The 17,766-nt window shown below is 47.2% G+C and carries 19 protein-coding genes; 10 read left to right on the plus strand and 9 right to left on the minus strand.

Annotated elements, in window-relative coordinates:
- Positions 1 to 229 precede the first annotated feature (229 nt).
- The 7 genes from PHF32_07100 to PHF32_07130 all read left to right on the plus strand — a co-directional run bounded on the left by PHF32_07100 (position 230) and on the right by PHF32_07130 (position 5,638).
- Complete coding sequence (locus PHF32_07100; protein ID MDD4560483.1) at positions 230 to 433, plus strand: ferredoxin family protein; 204 nt, start codon at positions 230 to 232, stop codon at positions 431 to 433.
- A 7-nt stretch (positions 434 to 440) separates the two neighbouring features.
- Positions 441 to 1,520 (plus strand): 3-methyl-2-oxobutanoate dehydrogenase subunit VorB, encoded by a 1,080-nt coding sequence (locus tag PHF32_07105; GenBank protein ID MDD4560484.1) that lies wholly within the window; start codon positions 441 to 443, stop codon positions 1,518 to 1,520.
- 10 nt (positions 1,521 to 1,530) lie between these two features.
- A complete protein-coding gene (locus PHF32_07110) occupies positions 1,531 to 2,274 on the plus strand; it encodes a thiamine pyrophosphate-dependent enzyme (GenBank protein MDD4560485.1) in 744 nt (247 codons plus the stop codon).
- Positions 2,274 to 2,813 carry a 2-oxoacid:acceptor oxidoreductase family protein gene (locus PHF32_07115; protein ID MDD4560486.1) on the plus strand — a complete coding sequence of 180 codons (540 nt, stop codon included), beginning with the start codon at positions 2,274 to 2,276 and terminating at the stop codon, positions 2,811 to 2,813. Before PHF32_07110 ends, PHF32_07115 begins: the two co-directional genes overlap by 1 nt.
- Positions 2,814 to 2,886: 73 nt before the next feature.
- A complete protein-coding gene (gene pyrE, locus PHF32_07120) occupies positions 2,887 to 3,678 on the plus strand; it encodes an orotate phosphoribosyltransferase (GenBank protein ID MDD4560487.1) in 792 nt (263 codons plus the stop codon).
- On the plus strand, positions 3,675 to 5,048 hold the full coding sequence (locus tag PHF32_07125; protein MDD4560488.1) for a class I SAM-dependent methyltransferase: 1,374 nt from the start codon (positions 3,675 to 3,677) through the stop codon (positions 5,046 to 5,048). The genes pyrE and PHF32_07125 overlap by 4 nt, the downstream gene beginning before the upstream one ends.
- Positions 5,045 to 5,638 (plus strand): ribonuclease HII, encoded by a 594-nt coding sequence (locus tag PHF32_07130; GenBank protein MDD4560489.1) that lies wholly within the window; start codon positions 5,045 to 5,047, stop codon positions 5,636 to 5,638. The genes PHF32_07125 and PHF32_07130 overlap by 4 nt, the downstream gene beginning before the upstream one ends.
- A gap of 32 nt (positions 5,639 to 5,670) precedes the next feature.
- On the opposite strand, the gene PHF32_07135 is transcribed toward PHF32_07130, so the two are convergent.
- The 7 genes from PHF32_07135 to queC form a co-directional block, all read right to left on the minus strand.
- The gene (locus PHF32_07135; GenBank protein ID MDD4560490.1) at positions 5,671 to 6,948 is read right to left on the minus strand and encodes a DUF2851 family protein; all 1,278 of its coding nucleotides are present in this window, start codon (positions 6,946 to 6,948) and stop codon (positions 5,671 to 5,673) included.
- 37 nt (positions 6,949 to 6,985) lie between these two features.
- Positions 6,986 to 7,672: a monofunctional biosynthetic peptidoglycan transglycosylase gene (gene mtgA / locus PHF32_07140; protein MDD4560491.1), complete on the minus strand. Its 687-nt coding sequence runs from the start codon at positions 7,670 to 7,672 to the stop codon at positions 6,986 to 6,988.
- 21 nt (positions 7,673 to 7,693) lie between these two features.
- Positions 7,694 to 7,945 (minus strand): 30S ribosomal protein S20, encoded by a 252-nt coding sequence (gene rpsT / locus PHF32_07145; protein MDD4560492.1) that lies wholly within the window; start codon positions 7,943 to 7,945, stop codon positions 7,694 to 7,696.
- A gap of 70 nt (positions 7,946 to 8,015) precedes the next feature.
- Positions 8,016 to 9,191 carry a glycosyltransferase gene (locus tag PHF32_07150; GenBank protein ID MDD4560493.1) on the minus strand — a complete coding sequence of 392 codons (1,176 nt, stop codon included), beginning with the start codon at positions 9,189 to 9,191 and terminating at the stop codon, positions 8,016 to 8,018.
- A 50-nt stretch (positions 9,192 to 9,241) separates the two neighbouring features.
- Entirely contained in the window at positions 9,242 to 10,327 is a 1,086-nt protein-coding gene (locus tag PHF32_07155) for a glycosyltransferase family 4 protein (protein ID MDD4560494.1), read from the minus strand.
- 2 nt (positions 10,328 to 10,329) lie between these two features.
- Positions 10,330 to 11,310 carry an asparaginase gene (locus tag PHF32_07160; protein MDD4560495.1) on the minus strand — a complete coding sequence of 327 codons (981 nt, stop codon included), beginning with the start codon at positions 11,308 to 11,310 and terminating at the stop codon, positions 10,330 to 10,332.
- Positions 11,310 to 11,966 (minus strand): 7-cyano-7-deazaguanine synthase QueC, encoded by a 657-nt coding sequence (queC, locus tag PHF32_07165; GenBank protein ID MDD4560496.1) that lies wholly within the window; start codon positions 11,964 to 11,966, stop codon positions 11,310 to 11,312. Before queC ends, PHF32_07160 begins: the two co-directional genes overlap by 1 nt.
- A gap of 134 nt (positions 11,967 to 12,100) precedes the next feature.
- Here queC and trxB point away from each other — a divergent pair, with 134 nt between their 5' ends.
- From trxB to PHF32_07180, 3 genes are read left to right on the plus strand one after another with little or no spacing between them, the layout of a single operon-like run.
- Positions 12,101 to 13,045 (plus strand): thioredoxin-disulfide reductase, encoded by a 945-nt coding sequence (trxB, locus tag PHF32_07170; GenBank protein MDD4560497.1) that lies wholly within the window; start codon positions 12,101 to 12,103, stop codon positions 13,043 to 13,045.
- Positions 13,035 to 15,632 (plus strand): alanine--tRNA ligase, encoded by a 2,598-nt coding sequence (gene alaS, locus PHF32_07175; protein ID MDD4560498.1) that lies wholly within the window; start codon positions 13,035 to 13,037, stop codon positions 15,630 to 15,632. The genes trxB and alaS overlap by 11 nt, the downstream gene beginning before the upstream one ends.
- Positions 15,629 to 16,600 (plus strand): glycosyltransferase family 9 protein, encoded by a 972-nt coding sequence (locus PHF32_07180; protein ID MDD4560499.1) that lies wholly within the window; start codon positions 15,629 to 15,631, stop codon positions 16,598 to 16,600. The genes alaS and PHF32_07180 overlap by 4 nt, the downstream gene beginning before the upstream one ends.
- A gap of 55 nt (positions 16,601 to 16,655) precedes the next feature.
- Here PHF32_07180 and PHF32_07185 read toward each other — a convergent pair whose 3' ends face one another.
- Together PHF32_07185 and PHF32_07190 are read right to left on the minus strand one after the other, a co-directional pair.
- Positions 16,656 to 17,249, minus strand: a complete 594-nt coding sequence (locus PHF32_07185) for a hypothetical protein (protein MDD4560500.1) — start codon at positions 17,247 to 17,249, stop codon at positions 16,656 to 16,658.
- A complete protein-coding gene (locus PHF32_07190) occupies positions 17,246 to 17,545 on the minus strand; it encodes a T9SS type A sorting domain-containing protein (protein MDD4560501.1) in 300 nt (99 codons plus the stop codon). Before PHF32_07190 ends, PHF32_07185 begins: the two co-directional genes overlap by 4 nt.
- Between the last annotated feature and the right edge of the window lie 221 nt (positions 17,546 to 17,766).

The following is a 17,766-nucleotide window of genomic DNA, read 5'->3' on the forward strand; positions in this document are numbered from 1 at the left end:
TGAGGGCTCCAGAAGGGCGTTTTAGGGCAAAATCGACCAAATTTTCCACTTTTATTTGATAATTCCCACTGCCGGGCGCTTGACACATCTCAGCATTGACCAGGGTCGGATTGTTCAATGGTCTTTAGTAAGGGATTGTCCCACCGGATCCGGTAAAATGTGTTGACAGATTAGAGCGATTCATTGCTATATCACTTTATTGAAAAAAATACTTATAAGGAGTACAACCATGCCAAGAATGACGGTTGATCCAACCTACTGCAAAGGCTGTGGCTTGTGCATTGTGTCATGTCCGAAAAAGATAATTCGTTTTTCGGAAAACATCAATGCCAAAGGCTATCACTATGCAGAGTGTTTTGAGCAAGATAAGTGCATCGGCTGCAAGATGTGCTATGTAACCTGCCCGGATGTGGCAATAACGGTTGAGAAGTGAGGAAAGAATGGCGAAGATCTTGATGAAAGGAAACGAAGCTGTAGCAGAAGCTGCTATCCGCAGTGGTTGCAGATTGTATTTTGCCTACCCCATCACTCCTCAGAGTGAATTGATCGAGTATATGGCCCGTATGATGCCAAAAGTAAAAGGTACTTTTTTGCAGGCTGAGAGCGAAGTAGCTGCTATCAACATGGTCTATGGCGCTGCCGGTTGCGGGAAACGGGTGATGACCTCATCATCTTCTCCCGGTATCTCATTGAAAATGGAGGGAATCTCCTATATCGCCGGGGCACAGTTGCCCTGCGTGATCGTGAACGTACAACGCGGTGGTCCCGGTCTGGGTGATATCCAACCTGCTCAGGGAGATTACTATCAGGCTACAAAAGGCGGTGGTCATGGCGATTATCGTCTCATCGTACTGGCTCCCAGTTCCGTACAGGAATTTGCCGATATGGCTTCCGAAGCTTTTGACCTTGCAGATAAATACCGCAATCCCGTGATGATCCTTGCCGACGGTATGCTTGGTCAGATGATGGAACCGGTAGAATTTAAAGAACCCAGAAGCGACGAAGAAATAGCCGAGATGTGGCGCAAGCACGATTCCTGGTGCATTTGCCCCAATGATGATGGAGACAAAAAACACCATCACGAAATCAACTCGCTGGAGATCGACCCACAGGTCTTGGAACAACACGTGAATAATCTCTATAAGAAATATGCCGAGATAGAGAAAAACGAGATTAAATACGAGGAATTCAATGTCTCTGATGACAATGAAATCCTCTGCGTGGCTTGGGGAACAGCGTCCCGGGTGGTAAAATCTGCCATTAATGAAGTGAAAGCACAAGGCAAGAGTGTGGGGATGATCCGTCCCATAAACGTTTGGCCTTTCCCTTATGAAGCCATAGCCAAGGCTATTGGACCTAAAGTGAAGAAAGTATATGTCTTTGAGCTAAATACCGGACAGATGCTGGACGATGTCAAGATTGCCGTGAATGGCAAAGTACCAGTTGATTTTTGGGGAAAGGTAGGCGGCATAGTTTTTACCCCTGCCGAAATCAAAACCAAGCTTGAAGAGTGCTTCTAAGGAGTGTAACGTGGAAAAAATAGCATACAGACCCGCTACCCTGACCGATGTTCCTTTTACCTATTGTCCCGGTTGCTTACATGGTGTAGCCCATCGGCTCATCGCTGAAGCCATCGACGAACAGGGTTTGATAAATAAAATGACCGGAGTGGCCCCTGTGGGTTGTTCCGTGTTTGCATACAAGTTCTTCAATTTCGATATGGCAGAAGCAGCGCATGGCAGAGCTCCAGCTGTAGCTACCGGCATTAAGCGTGCCCGCCCTGATATGCATGTGTTTACCTATCAAGGCGATGGAGATCTTGCTGCCATCGGAACAGCAGAAATCGTACATTCTGCAAATCGTGGAGAACACATCTCTGTATTCTTCGTTAATAATGCCATTTACGGAATGACCGGCGGCCAGATGGCTCCGACTACATTACCCGATATGAAGACTACCACCAGTCCCTACGGACGCAATACCGACGACATTGGCTTTCCCATCAGAGTGTGTGAGCTCCTGAATAGCCTGGTGGCGCCATATTATATCGAGCGGGTATCCTTGTTGAGTCCTGCCGATATCATCAAAGCCAAAAAAGCAGTGTCCAAAGCCATTCAATACAATAAGGAAGGCCGCGGATTCACCTTTGTGGAATTCATCTCCACCTGCCCTACAAACTGGGGTTTCGATCCCAACAAATCCCGGGAATGGGCCAAAGAAAATATGCTGCCATTCTTCAAACCGGGCTGTTTTAGAGATAAAGGAGCGGAATAATGACTACAGAATTGATCTGCGCAGGATTCGGCGGACAAGGCGTACTAACCATCGGCAAGTTCTTGGCTAAAGCCGGAATGAAAGAAGGGAAAAACGTGTCCTGGCTACCTTCTTACGGACCTGAAATGCGTGGTGGTACAGCGAATGTATCCACCGTGGTTTCGGATGAACCTATCGCATCGCCAATAGTAAGTTTTCCGGATATCCTGGTGGCGTTGAACCAACCTTCCATAGATAAGTTTGCTCCTTCATTACGTCCCGGTGGAGTGCTGATCTATAATAGCAATATGTGCCCTCATGGATGTAAACGCGAAGATATCACAAAGATCTCTGCACCAATGGTTGATATCGCCAATGAGATCGGAAACCAAATGGTGATGAATATGCTGGCAATCGGAATAATCATCGGCAAAACTGGGATCATCAGATATGAAACCATGGAAGATGATCTTACGGGGTTTATGAAGGCCAAAAATCCGGAACTGCTTGAATTGAATCTGAAAGCCATCAAGCGTGGAATTGAGATCGGTAAAGCTTGATCCGATACAAGCATGATAAGTTCGAATACAGGGGGTGGCTTTTCGCCCCCTGTATCGCATTAAAGGAGATATTATGACACGCAATCTGGTAACTATAGCTGTATTTACAGATGTTTTTGAAGCAGAAGTGGCAAAATCATTTTTGGAGGAAGCGGGCTTCGAAGTATTCCTGCAAAACGAACGTTTTCAAAGCATGTATTCTTCAATTGCCGGAGATTTGTACACAATCGAATTACAGGTTTATGCTGAGTTTGAAGAGGAAGCATCCGGATTGCTGAATGATCAGGGAGACAGTTATCTTAGTTCGGCAATTTTGCAGGAAGAAGGAGCCCTCTTGGAGGGGCATTTTCTCTTGACCAGCGGGAATCATAGCAACCGCTACATCGAGAAAATCCGCATCTTACAAAATCCCCAGGCTACTCATATGCTGTGTGAGAAACTGGCCCAGCGTCTGGCGGTGTATAACTTCGACACGGTAATCGGTCCTGCCTATGGCGCAATTGTATTGGCCTTCGAGGTAGCTCGCATCCTTGAGAAGAAATTTGCTTTTACTCAACGCAAAGATGAGCAGATGGTGTTTCGAAGCGGATTTGATCTTTCAGACACCAAGAAGGCTGTGGTGATAGAAGATATTGTGTCTACTGGAGGCAGTGTATCCGAAGTACTCAATTGCGTCAGGGATAAGGGTATAGAAGTGGTGGCAATCGGTTTATTGGTGGATCGCAGCGGAGGTAAACTGGATTTTGGCTTGCCGCTGGAAAGTCTACTAAGCTTGGATGTACCGCTCTTCAAACCTGAAGACTGCGATCTATGTAAGTTAGGTGTTCCTCTGGTAAAACCCGGGAGCAGCGACAAAGGCAAATGAAGCTTAGGCTGTATGTAGAAAAGTCATCCCAGGCAGAAGCTCTGCGATTCGCTCAGCTAAAGGAACATAACCGTTGGAAGTGTCTGGAGAAGGGATGCGCTATTCCCCTGTATGATGACGGGATAATGGATGTTGCCCTAAGTTTTGGGCTTGCAGAATCACTGTGGGGAGATATCCCACAACTGCATATATGCAGGCAATTCGCTCTGGTCTATCTGCCTGGCAAACCTTCCCTGGGGCTAGTAAACTTACTGAGAGGTTTGTCTCTTTATGCCTTTGATGGCGAGGAGATTAGGAATGCATTACCCGCTTCAATACAGCCCAAACGGATTGCATGGCTTCAAGAGTTTTACGCAGAACGTAACAATTCCAAAGCATTGGTATCTAGCAGGAAAGATCTCATCAGAACCATCCTGGCGGGATCTCCGCTGTCTTTCACTCATTTCATGTTTCATGAAAGTGCTGTGCGGATGTGCCTGGGAGCGGAGCTATGGGCTTACCGTGGGGATGCCTTGCGCGGAACTTTGGCGGTTGCAGAAGATATCTGCGAAAAGCTGGAGGTGGGAGAGAGATTGTCCCTATTCTTTGTTCAAAGCTGCATGATGGCTTCCGGGGCTGGTTCCTACGGTTTCTTTGCTGATCGTTACGACAGATACATGGCTCATGTGGATTACGATAAATGGTTTGAACTCCTAAAAGATTGGCAACGGACATACAGCGGTGGCGTGTGTAAAAGAGTCCTGGAATTGGCCTGTGGAACGGCAGCCGTTGCCTCACGGTTTGTGCGTGAAGGCGCTGAAGTATATGCCTGTGATCTCTCTGCGCAAATGTTGGAAAATGCCGCAAAGCGTCCCATACCACCCCATCTGTATCAGGCATCGCTGATAGACCCAATTCCGCACAAAGATTTTGATCTTATCATTTGTATATTTGACAGCATAAACTACCTGGTGCATCCATCGGAAGTAAGGCAGTGCTTGGTGGAAGTAAAGCAAGCTCTAGCACAAAACGGCTTATTTATCTTTGATATCTCCACTTTACTAAACAGCATGGAAAACTTTAGTGACGAGTGCAGTCTCACCCGGGAGCGGGATGGAATTATGGTCCACGAGGCATATTATGAACCGGGAAAGCGCCACCAGGTATCCCGACTGGAACTCTTTCAAGAGTGGGGGGCAGGCTATATCCATCGCAGCGAAAAGCACAGCCAAAGAGTGTATCTCGCAAGGGAAATACTGGATCTGATCGCAGATGCAGGTTTGGTATTGAGGGCAATTCACTCCCCGGAAAGCAAGGCAAATCTCTATCCTAAAAAAATGCAGGGGATAGATCACAGAAATTACCGTCTATTCTTCATCGTCAGCAAATGAGCGTACTCTTTCAAAACGATGCTAGATTGATGCAAGAGAATCAATTGAGTGTGATGGCCGGCTTGGATGAAGCTGGACGTGGAGCATTGGCAGGTCCTGTTGTAGTTGCAGCGGTAGTATTAAATTACGATGTAGTTTTGCCCGGGTTGAATGATTCCAAATTGCTGTCTGCAAAGCGTAGAACCATACTATATAACCAGATCAGGGACTCTGCTCTTGCTTTTGCTATTGTGGAGATTCCTCCTGTTACAATCGACGAAATCAATATCCTGAGGGCTACTTTACTGGGCTTTCAAAGAGCATTTAGCGAATTGAAGGGCTTTGCTCCGTATGCATTGGTAGACGGACGTGATCTGCCCGATGGAATACCGGGTAAAGCACTGGTCAAGGGGGATTCGCATCATGCCTGCATAGCTGCTGCGTCGATTCTGGCAAAAGTGCATCGGGACAGCTTGATGGACGGGCTGGATCTGCAATACCCAGAGTATGGATTCAGGTCAAACAAGGGTTATGGAACTGCTGCTCATTACCTGGTGTTGGCTTCGTTTGGCCCTTGTGAATGGCACCGTAAGTCCTTCAGGTTGAACTAAGCGGAAGGTAACTGGAGCTTATCCGTTTGCTTTTACAAGCCTTTGTTTTGCTGTTTGCACTCCGAACACAAATGCCAGCTGCACCAGCGATGATAGATATCCAATAAACCCTGCTGAAAGATGGCTTTACTTTTTACTGGCTTTATCTGCGATGGGCCGAGATAGCGCTCCATAAAACGGGTTACGAAATTCGCCTGTAAGCCGGGAAAGCAGCGATAAGCTTCAATCACTTTGGCAGTATTGCCCGACATCTTGCGCTGCCAGAGACAAAGAACAGGCAGGTAGATGTTCAGATAGATGTTGTTTTGCACGGATTTTCCCAGTATAATCCTATCTTCCGAATAGGCCAGGGATTGTTCTTGCCAGATTGCCGTAAATGCATTGTAGAGGTCTTCTTCACTGTCTGCTCGCTGTATGAAGTGCCGAAGCAGACCTCCTTGCAGGGCGCTGTGGATAAACGGGGCAATGTATAACAAGCGTTTGATGGGATGGTTTTGGGGCCTGATGCGAAAGAGCTGCCAATCGATATCGAGACGGATGGCAGTATAGGGTTGCCTTTCCCACGTGGCCACGAGCTTTTCTCTTTGGTTGGGATTCAGGATGGTACTATCTCTTTGCAACAAACCCGAGCTTCCCAGATAGATGGCGCATAATTCTTCAGCGCTCATTCCTTCTGATAAGTACCTGGTTAAAACTGCCCAGGGCAGGCTTTGGGCGATTTGCATGGTATTCAATTTATTCTTGTCGTAGCCCAGAGCTTCAAAGATGCCTTCATAGAATATCTGATCAAAACTACTAAGAGATAATGCGGTATTGAAGCGCTTTATCTTGCCTTCAAAGCGCCGGATTCCTGCACTGTAGAGTATGGCTGTGAGGCGATCCTTGTCCACTGCGGAAAGGAGGTCACAATATACTGCGGGAGCGTCAGATATCTCATGGTTTTGGTTCAGTTTTACGATGTCTTCGCTTAGCTGATGTTCCAATTCCAGAATGTCCACTGCACGCCCATCCTCCAGAATCGTAATCTCATAAGGGGAATTGTGTTTGAATACGACATGCAAGATCACTTTGTTGTAATAGACATCTTCATGGTGGTTATGTGCCTGCCAATCAGTGGTTTTCATGTGAATTTCGATGTCGCCGCGTACCTGTATCCCGTCTGCCTCGATGATGGCGTTCTTGAAATCCGGACCGCGTCCGGTATTGAATTGCCCTTGATACAATACGCGTAGATTCTTTCCGTTGATGCACTGTAAATCCGGGAGCAGGTGACCTTCATCCCAGATGTGATACAAGAATCTCTCTTCCATTACTCCTGGGCATCCTCAGGAAGGTGAATGTACTGCATCAGAAATAACGTTCCAAGAAACGCATGCGTTCCCGGGCTGAGGCTGAATTGGCATAGGTGTGGGGAGTATATTTGATGGGGTTGCTGAGTATGGAGATCAGGCGCATGGATTGCGTTCGGTTCAATCGGGCAGCACTTTTGCCATAATAAGCGCGTGCAGCAGTCTCTATGCCATATACTCCTTTTCCCCACTCCACATAGTTGAAATACAGCTCCAGCATGCGTTTCTTGCTCATGGTTATTTCCATGATGATGGTAACCTGTACTTCCAGGTATTTACGGAAATAGTTACGATCTGTGGTCAGGAAGATTGAACGCGCTAGTTGATTGCTGAGGGTGGAGGCTCCGAAACGGATTTTTCCGGCTTTCTTATTGCGCTGATACGCTTCTTTCACCATTTTCCATTCGAAACCGAAATGCTTGTAGAAATTACCGTCTTCCAGCCCGATCAGCATGTCCTGAGTGCGTTGAGGTATCTTTTCCAGCTTGATGTACTCCCGTCTGTAGATTGGATGTCCCCGTATGATATACCGTTGAATCATCAGTGGGGTTATGGGAGGATTTACGAAGTTGTACAACAGCGACAAGGCGGCGACAATGCCCCAGAACCATAAGTGGGCAATAAGTATAAAACGAAGTACCTTGCGGAAGATACTTCGTTTTTTCTTTCTTTTTGATTTAGCCATTCATGCCCTCAAAAGGCTTTCTTAGCTCTCCTGTTTATTTACGAAAGCTGCTAAACGAGCCTTGCGACGGCTGGCGGTACGCTTGTGGATCACACCTTTTTTGGCGGCTTTATCCAGCTGGGCATAAAGCTTGTTTAGTTGGTCAGTACGGTTTTCGGGGTTCATGTGGATCTCTTTAGAAAGGGTTTTAATGGTGCGTTTTACATAGTTGTTCCGGGCAGCTCTTTTTTTGTCTGTTCCCATGCGCTTCAGGGGAGATTTGTGTTGTGGCATTGATTCCTCTTATGTATTAGTTAGTATTTCTTACCACAATGTTTAAGGCCGTGTTTATGTCAATAAGTATTTAGCTAGTTAATGCCATGAACAGCTTATTTAGCTGCATATCAATGCTATAGGAATCAATATTGTTCTTTCTTCGGATTCCAGCTTCCATCTCGTCCACCCAATTGGCAGCCTCTTTAATCTCACTATAAGAATATACCTTAGCATTGTCTATTGTTATCAGTATGCGGGCAGCGGCACTTGATTCCGGTGAGAAGCATAGAATGGGACTTCCGGAAGCGATGTATTCGAAGAGCTTGGTGGTCAGCATTCCCTGGTTGCCCTCGTAGTCATTTACCAGTAGTAAAAGCAGTTCGGATTCTACCATCTCCCTCAAGGCCTCTCTGTGGTTCATAAACTCTTTGTTAACTATAGCTTTTGAACAGCTTTTACTTAGGTCTAACCTCTCCATTTCATTCAGACGGGTGCCGATCAGACTGAGTTGGAAATCACGGTGGATGCTTCGACATAACTTAGCGAAGACATTGGGATCCTGCCCGGCGGTTAACTGCCCAATATACTTGATCCTGAAAGTGTCTGATGCCTGATATTCCAGCCCCTCAAAGTCACGGGGATCATAACCGTTTAAGATCACTTCTTTATTACCTGCAGGGAGCGCATCGGCGATCGCATCCGATACGATCACAGCTTTATCCGCTGTCGCAATCACCTTTGCTTCGAGATATTTATGCATTTTTACAGAGAGATGGCAAGGAGGATTCAGCTTCATATAGTGGATTTCACTCCAGGGATCTCTAAAATCTGCCAGCCAGCGGATGCTCAGACGCTTGCGCAATTTCAAACCGATCAAATGACTGCTGTGAGGCGGGCCGGTGGTGATCAGTGTGTCGTAGGGACGACTCTTCAGCTCTTTCCATGCTGCCTTGTATGCCGCTGGATTCCAAAACACGCGAAGATCAGGGATGATAAGGTTCAGTCTCAAATGAACCATGAAGCGGGTCAGGATATCCGCTTTTTGGGGTAATCTGCCGTAGGGAACGCTTTTATCCTTGCCAAACAGCACTTTCCAGCTCTTTTGAAGCGAGGGTGCTTTTACACGAATTACTCTTACTGAATCCGGGATCTTGGCACACAGCGCTTCATCGACAAATGGGTAGTCACCTTCTTTGGAACACAATACAGTAACATCGTAACCTTTTTCCACAAGACGGGGCACAAATCGGATCCAACGTTGCACTGGAGCTCCGCCACAAGGCGGAAAGTAATAGCTTATCAATAGAATACGCATCAGGCAAAGATCAGTTTTACTAGTTCAGACCAAGTATTCTTCTCTTTGAAACGTCGGATTCCTTCCTGCATCGGCGCTTTCATGTCTTTGCTGTAGAAGCTGATGATTGCAGCAGCCAGAGAAGAAGGATTCCCCGGTGGTACCAGTAAACCGGTAAGTCCATGCTCCACATATTCACTTAGTCCGCCGACATCAGAGGCCACTACAGGAGTGTCATAGCTGTATGCTGTTGCTATCACACCGCTCTGAGTGGCACTCTTGTATGGCAGTATACAGAGATCGGATTGGCGGAAAAAGGTGGCGACCTCTTTATCGCTGATATAGCGGAAATGCGTTTCAACGTTTGCAGACAAGTCCAATAGTTTGATCTTTTCCTCATAAGCTGCCTTGTCTTTATACACTGTTCCGGCAATCACCAGGCGAATATCAGGAATGGCTACCCGGATGATCGGCATGGCTTCCAAAAGCACATCTAGTCCTTTGTAGCTTTTGATCATGCCAAAGAATAGTATGCTGGGCAGTACGTTCACTTTTTCTGTGATACCGCTGTAAGTATCGTAGATGGGATGGAAGCCTAGTTTGGCTTTGCGGACTATCTGGCTGGGCAGATTGCGCTTCAAATCCAAGAGACAGGATTTGCTTAAAACCACGATCTCATCAGCTTTGGAGAATACATAACGCAGTAAGGAACGGGACGCTATCCAGTCTTCATGGGGAGTAATGTTGTGAGCCAAGATCACTTTACCGCCATGATTAAGCTTACCCAGGATGTACCCATAAGCCGGAGCAAAGAATGGCAGCCACCATGAAACAATAGTGAGGTCTGGTTTATATGTATTGATGGCTTTCGCTGTCTTATCCCATGTGTGGGGTAGATATGGGATCAGGATGCGCTGATTCGGATGAGTGGTGCTGGTGTCATCCTCTTGTTTTCCTGCCGGGAATAGAAGCTGCGGATACTGTTTACGGAAGTTAAAGAAGCATACATCATGCCCTTGTCGGGACATCTCATTGGCAAAATGGCTGGCGAAAAGCGATATGCCGCCTCGATATGGCGGTGCAGGTCCCAAAAAAGCTATCTTCATAATTACTCCTGATTCTGGGACTGGGAGAAGAATCTTCTCACCAAGTCCGGATCGTCGTATTTACCAAATAGTGCCATCAATTTCAGACGTACTTTCACCCCTTTTAAATCTCCGGCAAGAATGGCACCAAGATCGCGAAGGTGTTTTCCTCCACCGTTGTAGCCGTATTCCGGTAACACTCTGCCTGTATGAGTGCGTGATGTAATTACCACCAGTATGTTCTTCTCAATTGCGCGCTTTATGTGGGGCAGGATCTCTTCAGGGAGGTTTCCGCGGCCAAAGGCTTCAATCACGATGGCGCGAACTCCGCTGTCGATACTGCAGTCTATGTACCTGCCATCCATGCCGCATACGGCCTTAATGAGGTCAACGCGAGTGTCCAATACTTCAGTCCAAACGTTTTCCCGATACAAGCTATCGCGATGATAGACAATGCAATCCGGATCAACAATGCCCAATGGACCCAATCCGGGACTGGTGAATGCATCTACTTTCCCGGAATCAGATTTTACCACATCACGTGCGGTGTGTATCTCATCGTTCATCACTACAAATACGCCCTTATCAGAGCTTTCATGATGGCTTGCCACTCGCACGCTACCGATGATATTGCGGGGACCGTCCAAGCCCAGATCGCTTCCGCTGCGCATGGCAGCAGTGAAGATTACCGGTTTGCGCGTGGTAAGCACCAAATCCGCCATAAACGCACTTTCCTCGAGGGTATCTGTACCATGTGTAACTACGATGCCATCGTATCCCAAAATCTTTGTATCAATTAGCTTTGCAAGCCCAAACATCATTTTTGGTGTCATATATGGGCTGGGAACGTTCAAGTAATCCATTACTTCCACATTTGCCACACCCGTGAGTTGTGGGAACTGAGTTATAAAATCGGCCAATTCAGAAGTGGGTACCACACCCAGATTGCCTACATTCTTCATCGAGATGGTACCTCCGGTCATGATGAGCAGGATATTCTTCATTATATCACCTTATATGGGATTGGATCTTTGGTATTGGCCTTGGCAAAGGCTTTGAGGCGCAACAGGCAGCTGGGACACTCTCCGCAGGCCTCATAGTTGGCAAAATAGCAGCTCCAGGATAGCTCGAAGGGGGCGTTCAGTGATATGCCCAGTTTCACGATTTCAGATTTGCTAAGATGAAGCACCGGAGTAAGGATGCCAATGTTTGCAGCCAGAGTGCCTTGTTTGATCAGTTCGGTCATGGCCGTAAAAAAACTCTGCCGGCAATCTGGATATCCGGAGCTATCTTCTTCCACTGCACCTATGTAGATGTGCTGGGCTTGGATTACTTCTGCCCAGGCTACTGCCGCACACAGCATAGTGGCATTGCGAAAGGGCACGTAGGTATTGGGCACACTGTCATCAACATTCAGCTTCAGCTCTTTATCTGTAAGAGCAGAACCACCGATGTCCGCCAGCCAGCGGTAATCCACAATGCGCGCTTCCCTGGCTTTGTAATGGTTTGCAATTTGCTGAAAGCACCATTTCTCTTTCACTTCGGTTCTTTGCCCGTAGGAAAAATGCAAAAGATGCAATTCATCACACTCCTGCGCGGCAATAGCCGTCGTAACCAGAGAATCCATCCCTCCGCTCAGTAATACTATAGCTCGTTTCATCCTCGATCCCGAAATTATTCTTTTAACAAGGATATAGCATATGCCTTTTATGTCAAGAACAAAGCCGTGATTGTGCTTGACGAATTTACCCAGTCTCAGATATTGCTCACCATAGCTTTTTATTCGAGGTTAATATGAGATACGATGTAATTATAATCGGTGCTGGCCCGGCAGGGCTTAGCGCTGCCATTTACAGTGCCCGGGGTGGATTGAAAACAGCGGTATTCGAGAAAGCCATAGTCGGTGGACAGATCAATGTAACCGAAGAAGTGGAAAACTATCCCGGATTTGAAGAAGCCCTTTCGGGTTTTGAACTCACTGCAAAGATGCAAGCTCAAGCTGAACGTTTTGGCGCTACTTTCATTGAAGAAGAGATTATTGCAATGGGCATGGAAGGCCTGTGCAAAGTGATTGAAACCGAGAGCGGTAAGTATCGTGCCAAAAGCGTTATCATCTGCACCGGAGCGCATCCCCGTCGCTTGAACGTGCCGGGGGAAGAACGGCTTACCGGACGTGGCGTATCTTATTGTGCTACATGCGATGGCGCTTTATATCGTGATAAAGTGGTTGCAGTAGTTGGCGGAGGTGACAGCGCTATAGAGGAAGGAATCTTTCTTAGCCGCTTTGCGAGTAAGGTGATTGTGATTCATCGCCGTGATGAACTGCGCGCACAGAAGATTATTCAAGACCGGGCTTTCAAAAACCCAAAGATGGAATTTATCTGGGATACCGTTGTTCAAGAAATCCGTGGTGAAGATAAAGTAAGTAAGCTGGAATTGGTTAACCGTAAAACCAAGGAAATCAGCATGTTGCCAGTGGATGGAGTATTTATCTATGTAGGCATCCTGCCCAACAACGAGCTCCTGGAATCCCGCATTGAGCTTGATAGCGCCGGATTTGTTCTTACAGATGATCACATGCACACCAATATTCCCGGAGTATATGCTGCTGGAGACATCCGGCATACGGTTCTCAGACAGGTGGTTACAGCCACTTCTGATGGCGCTGTTGCCGCTTGGAGCGCAGAGAAATGGATCATCGAAAACTATGATGCCATTGAGGTGGGAAGTGCACAGTAGCAAAGAAATCCGTAGTCAGTTTATTGACTTTTTTCGGGAACGTGGACATAGCTTTGTACATTCCTCACCGGTAATTCCTCAGAACGACCATACTTTGCTCTTTGCCAATGCCGGCATGAACCAGTTTAAAAACATCTTTCTGGGCAATAAAGAACCGGAATTGAGCCGCGTAGTGAACTCCCAGAAATGCATTCGCGCCGGCGGAAAGCACAACGACCTGGAAGAAGTAGGCAAAGACGGCTATCATCACACTTTCTTTGAAATGCTGGGCAATTGGAGTTTTGGGGATTATTACAAAAAAGAGGCTATCATCTGGGCTTGGGAATTGCTTACAGATACTTGGGGTCTGAACAAAGAACTCTTGTATGCTACTGTCCATGACAGCGATAAAGAGGCATTTAATCTGTGGCGGGAGCATACCGATATCGATCCATCTCACATATCGTATCATGGCGATAAGGACAACTTTTGGGAAATGGGCGATACAGGCCCATGCGGACCTTGTTCCGAAATCCATATCGATCGTGGTATTGAACATTGCAATAAACAGGGAGTTCCAGGTCATGAATGTACCGTGAATGGCGATTGCGATCGCTATATCGAACTCTGGAATCTGGTTTTTATCCAGTACAACCGGGAGGAAGACCGTTCCTTGAGCCCTTTGAAACACCGCTTTGTGGATACCGGAGCGGGATTGGAACGCATCACTCAGGTCTTGCAAGGAAAGAACACAAACTACGAGACAGACCTCTTTATGCCTATTATCCAGCGCATTGCGGATCTCAGCGGAACACCCTACACTCCTGCAGAAGGCATGAGCCACAGGGTTATTGCGGATCACATCCGATGCCTCTGTTTTGCCCTCGCTGATGGTGGTTTCCCCTCAAATGAAGGACGCGGCTATGTACTGCGCAGGATATTGCGTCGTGCCGCCCGTCATGGCAGGTTGCTGGGCTTTGCCGAGCCTTTTCTTTTCAATCTCGTGGATGTCGTTGTGGAAATTATGGGCCACCATTTCTCCGAGCTTGCCGGCAAAGAGGCTTACATCAAAATGGTGATCAAAGCTGAAGAAGAGAGATTCAATAGGACCCTGGATACGGGGCTGCAAAAGTTCGATGAGATCTGCGCTCACATGGACGGCAATCTGATCGGAAGCAAAGATGCCTTCATGCTGTACGACACCTACGGGTTTCCCTTGGATCTTACCATGATGTTGGCAGCAGAAAAAGGCTTCAAAATTGACCATCGCGGCTTTGAAGAAGAGATGGAAGCCCAACGTGAAAGAGCGCGTAAAGCCTCCAAATTCGGAGTTGGGAAGGATGATGATGAATGGATTGAACTGCGTCCTGCTTTACCTACTCTGTTCACGGGTTATGACAAGCACACAGACACATGTTATATCCAGCGCTACAGCGTTGATAACGAGCAAGTAATAGCCTTGCAGCTTTCGCAAACTCCCTTTTATGCGGAGAGCGGGGGACAGGTGGCGGATACCGGCAGGATATATAACGACGAGTGCGAATTGATCGTACATGATGTCCAGAAAATTGATGATGCCTTTATTCACTACGCCACCCTAAAAAGCGGCTCCATCTCAACGCAAATGCTTACTGCCGAGATCGATAGTTCCCGTCGTGGAGATATAGCCCGCAATCATAGCACTACGCACCTGTTGCACAAAGCCTTGCGTTCTGTATTAGGCGACCATGTGCAGCAGAAGGGATCGCTGGTGCATCCGGATTATCTCCGTTTTGATTTTACCCATTTTCAAGCGCTTTCCCGCTCTCAAGCTGAGACCGTGGAGGCAATCGTTAACAAGGCGATACGGGACAATATGCCCATCAGCACCAGCATCCAAAGTATAGATGATGCCAAAGCTGCAGGAGCTACTGCGCTGTTTGGCGAAAAGTACAGCGACGAAGTCCGCGTGATCAGTATTGACGATTACTCAAAGGAATTGTGCGGTGGCACTCATACCTCAGCTACGGGCGATATCGGCATCTTCAAGATTGTATCCGAAGGTTCCACTGCCGCGGGAATCAGGCGCATCGAAGCTGTAACCGGACGCGCGGCGCTGGATTATATCTCTCAAATGCAAACAAGCCTCCAGAGAGCTTCCGAATTGTTGTCTTGCCCGCCAAACATGATTGAGCAGAAGCTGCAAGCGCAAAAGCAACACATTAGCGACCTGGAATCCAGAATCAAACAGCTGGAAGCGGAACGTAGCCTGGGAATGATAGACGATATGTTGAAACAAGCCATCGCCTATGAAGGCTTTAAGCTTCTCATAACAGAGCTTCCCGAAGGCAGCGACCTGAAAGCGTTCTCGGAAAACCTGCGCAGTAAGCTGAGTGACGAGATTGCCGTAATATTCTGTGCCAAAGCAGATAAGCTATCCATACTTACAGTAGTAGGTAAGGATCTGTTGCCGAAATACAATGCCGGCAGGATTGTATCCGCTATTGCCGCCAAGCTGGGCGGTAAAGGCGGCGGACGTCCGGATAGCGCTCAGGCAGGCTGTAGTCATCCCGGAGAGCTGGGTCAGTTGAAACTGGAGATACCTCAGGTAATCCAAAGCACACAATGAAAATCCTGATTCTGCGCCTCAGTTCACTGGGAGACATTGTTCTTACTCAGCCCGTTGCGGCATGGTTACGAACCAGGTATCCTGAGGCTCAAATCGACTTTGTGGTAAAGGAGCAATTTGTCGAGCTCGTAACTCTGATGGGTTGCGAGCTCAATCCAATAATCTACAGAAAGAGTTTTAAAGCGCATTATGCGCTGTACAAAACCGGATACGACATAGTTCTCGATCTGCATGCAAAACTCTCCACATACCTGCTTAAAATCGCTTCCAGGGGCAAAACGATCCTTACGTATCAGAAAGCACGCTCCATTCGTGAGAGAATGGTAAAAGGCGATAAATCCCTAAAAATCGGCACTACGGTGGATCTGTATCGAACTGCTTTGCAACGTATTGATGAGCAGGCAAAGCTGGATGTACCCCGCTTGTATCCTTCCTCACATAGTCACATTCCAGACCTTCCTGTGGCAGCAAAACGCATAGCTATCTTTCCCGGCGCAGCTCACAACACAAAGCGCTATCCTGCTAATTACTATAAGGAACTAATAAAGAACAGCCCCAACGGTTTTCAATACATAATACTTGGATCACAATCAGAACAAGACCTCTGCCAGACAATAGCAGAAGATTATAAGGCAAAAAACCTCTGTGGAGAGCTCAGTTTCACCCAGCTACTGGCCCTGCTTGAGACTTGCGATTGGGTGATTAGTTCCGATAGTGGCCCGATGCACTTGGCAGCCGCTCTGCAAAGACCGCAGATTGCGATCTTTGGGGCTACTCATCCCCGCCTTGGTTTTGCTCCCCAAAACCCCCAAGCGCATGTTTTGTGCGCCGAGCTGGAATGTCAGCCTTGTTCACTGCATGGTTCAGATAGCTGTCCCTTGGGACATTTCAAGTGCATGCATGACATATCTGTAGAGAGCATTTTGAACATCATTAATCAAAATAAGGGGTCACACAACTCACAATGACCGTGTAGTGTAATGAGTTCGTCTTGCCACTATAAATCTGAAATGCTGGAGTGGTTTACTTGATCCTGACGATGAAGTCATTTTTGGGGCTGAAATCCAGATACTGCCAGTGAAATACCTTTCCCATTTCACAAGAACACAAGCTGGGAGAAGGGAAAGGCAATTCCTCCAGCTCAATCCCGGGTTCCAGAGCCAGAGTCATGTCACAGAAGGGCAGAGGCCGTCCCCAGGAATTGGCGGTCAGCAGTACATAGTGAGCAGTATTACCTCCGATCTTTTGATCGTAGCAGATTCGTAACTTTACAAAACTGCGTGATGGTAAGTCCAAGCGGAAACTGAAGCCATTTTTTCCATGCCCAATCAACTCAACCGCCATGCTATCTGAGGGATCTATCAGAGAAAGTCTAACACTCTCGGCAATACCAATTTCTGAAGTGGAGGGAATGGGAAACACAATCAACCGACTAAGGGACTCTCTATGCAGGTTACTCAGGTAGAAGTCTCCACATACGCTCCAGATCAGCGAATCCGAAGACGCATTCCGACGGAGCATAAAATCGAGCACTTCACCCTCAAAAGCGTACTGTGGCTGGGCAACCAACAAAGCCGGCAGTATGGCTAAAAGGCAAAGGATAGTACGCGGATTCATTTGAGGACGGTAATCCTGGTTCTGGCCAGATTCTTGCCTCCCTCGGTTAATGATATGAAGTAGATCCCACTACTGAGCGTGGAAAGGTCCCATACTGTTTCACCCGCTGAGGGCATCTCTTTATTGTATAGAAACCTTCCTCGCAAGTCATAAATGGACAATTTTGCCTGCTGACTAAGGGGGAGATCGGATACATACTTTAGATTGATGTTGCTTCCGGTGGCTCGGGTGAGTATGGACGGATACAGTTTTAAAACTCCTGTGGAAGGAGTCTCCACCAAATCATGCGTGCTCACTGAGCTTATAATCCCGTTTATTTGAATCGTCTCATCTGGCTCTGGGAAAAGCAACTCTTGGATCACAGTATTATGTGTCTGCGGATCTTTAACCAGCTAATCTTTCCCAGTAGCCCATGTGATTGAGAGGCAGTAAAATAGCTTAAAATACTTCTTGACAAAAACACCTCGTATATTATTGTTGCTTTATGCTTTAGGCAAGGAATAACAACGAGGTGTTA

The sequence above is a fragment of the Candidatus Cloacimonadota bacterium genome (assembly GCA_028706475.1).
Classification (GTDB): Bacteria; Cloacimonadota; Cloacimonadia; order Cloacimonadales; family Cloacimonadaceae; genus UBA5456.

Coding starts and splice junctions, on each gene's coding strand:
- PHF32_07100 (MDD4560483.1), top strand. CDS start 230: ATGCCAAGAATGACGGTTGATCCAACCTACTGCAAAGGCTGTGGCTTG.
- PHF32_07105 (MDD4560484.1), top strand. CDS start 441: ATGGCGAAGATCTTGATGAAAGGAAACGAAGCTGTAGCAGAAGCTGCT.
- PHF32_07115 (MDD4560486.1), top strand. CDS start 2,274: ATGACTACAGAATTGATCTGCGCAGGATTCGGCGGACAAGGCGTACTA.
- pyrE (MDD4560487.1), top strand. CDS start 2,887: ATGACACGCAATCTGGTAACTATAGCTGTATTTACAGATGTTTTTGAA.
- PHF32_07125 (MDD4560488.1), top strand. CDS start 3,675: ATGAAGCTTAGGCTGTATGTAGAAAAGTCATCCCAGGCAGAAGCTCTG.
- PHF32_07130 (MDD4560489.1), top strand. CDS start 5,045: ATGAGCGTACTCTTTCAAAACGATGCTAGATTGATGCAAGAGAATCAA.
- PHF32_07135 (MDD4560490.1), bottom strand. CDS start 6,948: ATGGAAGAGAGATTCTTGTATCACATCTGGGATGAAGGTCACCTGCTC.
- mtgA (MDD4560491.1), bottom strand. CDS start 7,672: ATGGCTAAATCAAAAAGAAAGAAAAAACGAAGTATCTTCCGCAAGGTA.
- rpsT (MDD4560492.1), bottom strand. CDS start 7,945: ATGCCACAACACAAATCTCCCCTGAAGCGCATGGGAACAGACAAAAAA.
- PHF32_07155 (MDD4560494.1), bottom strand. CDS start 10,327: ATGAAGATAGCTTTTTTGGGACCTGCACCGCCATATCGAGGCGGCATA.
- PHF32_07160 (MDD4560495.1), bottom strand. CDS start 11,310: ATGAAGAATATCCTGCTCATCATGACCGGAGGTACCATCTCGATGAAG.
- queC (MDD4560496.1), bottom strand. CDS start 11,966: ATGAAACGAGCTATAGTATTACTGAGCGGAGGGATGGATTCTCTGGTT.
- trxB (MDD4560497.1), top strand. CDS start 12,101: ATGAGATACGATGTAATTATAATCGGTGCTGGCCCGGCAGGGCTTAGC.
- PHF32_07180 (MDD4560499.1), top strand. CDS start 15,629: ATGAAAATCCTGATTCTGCGCCTCAGTTCACTGGGAGACATTGTTCTT.
- PHF32_07185 (MDD4560500.1), bottom strand. CDS start 17,249: ATGAATCCGCGTACTATCCTTTGCCTTTTAGCCATACTGCCGGCTTTG.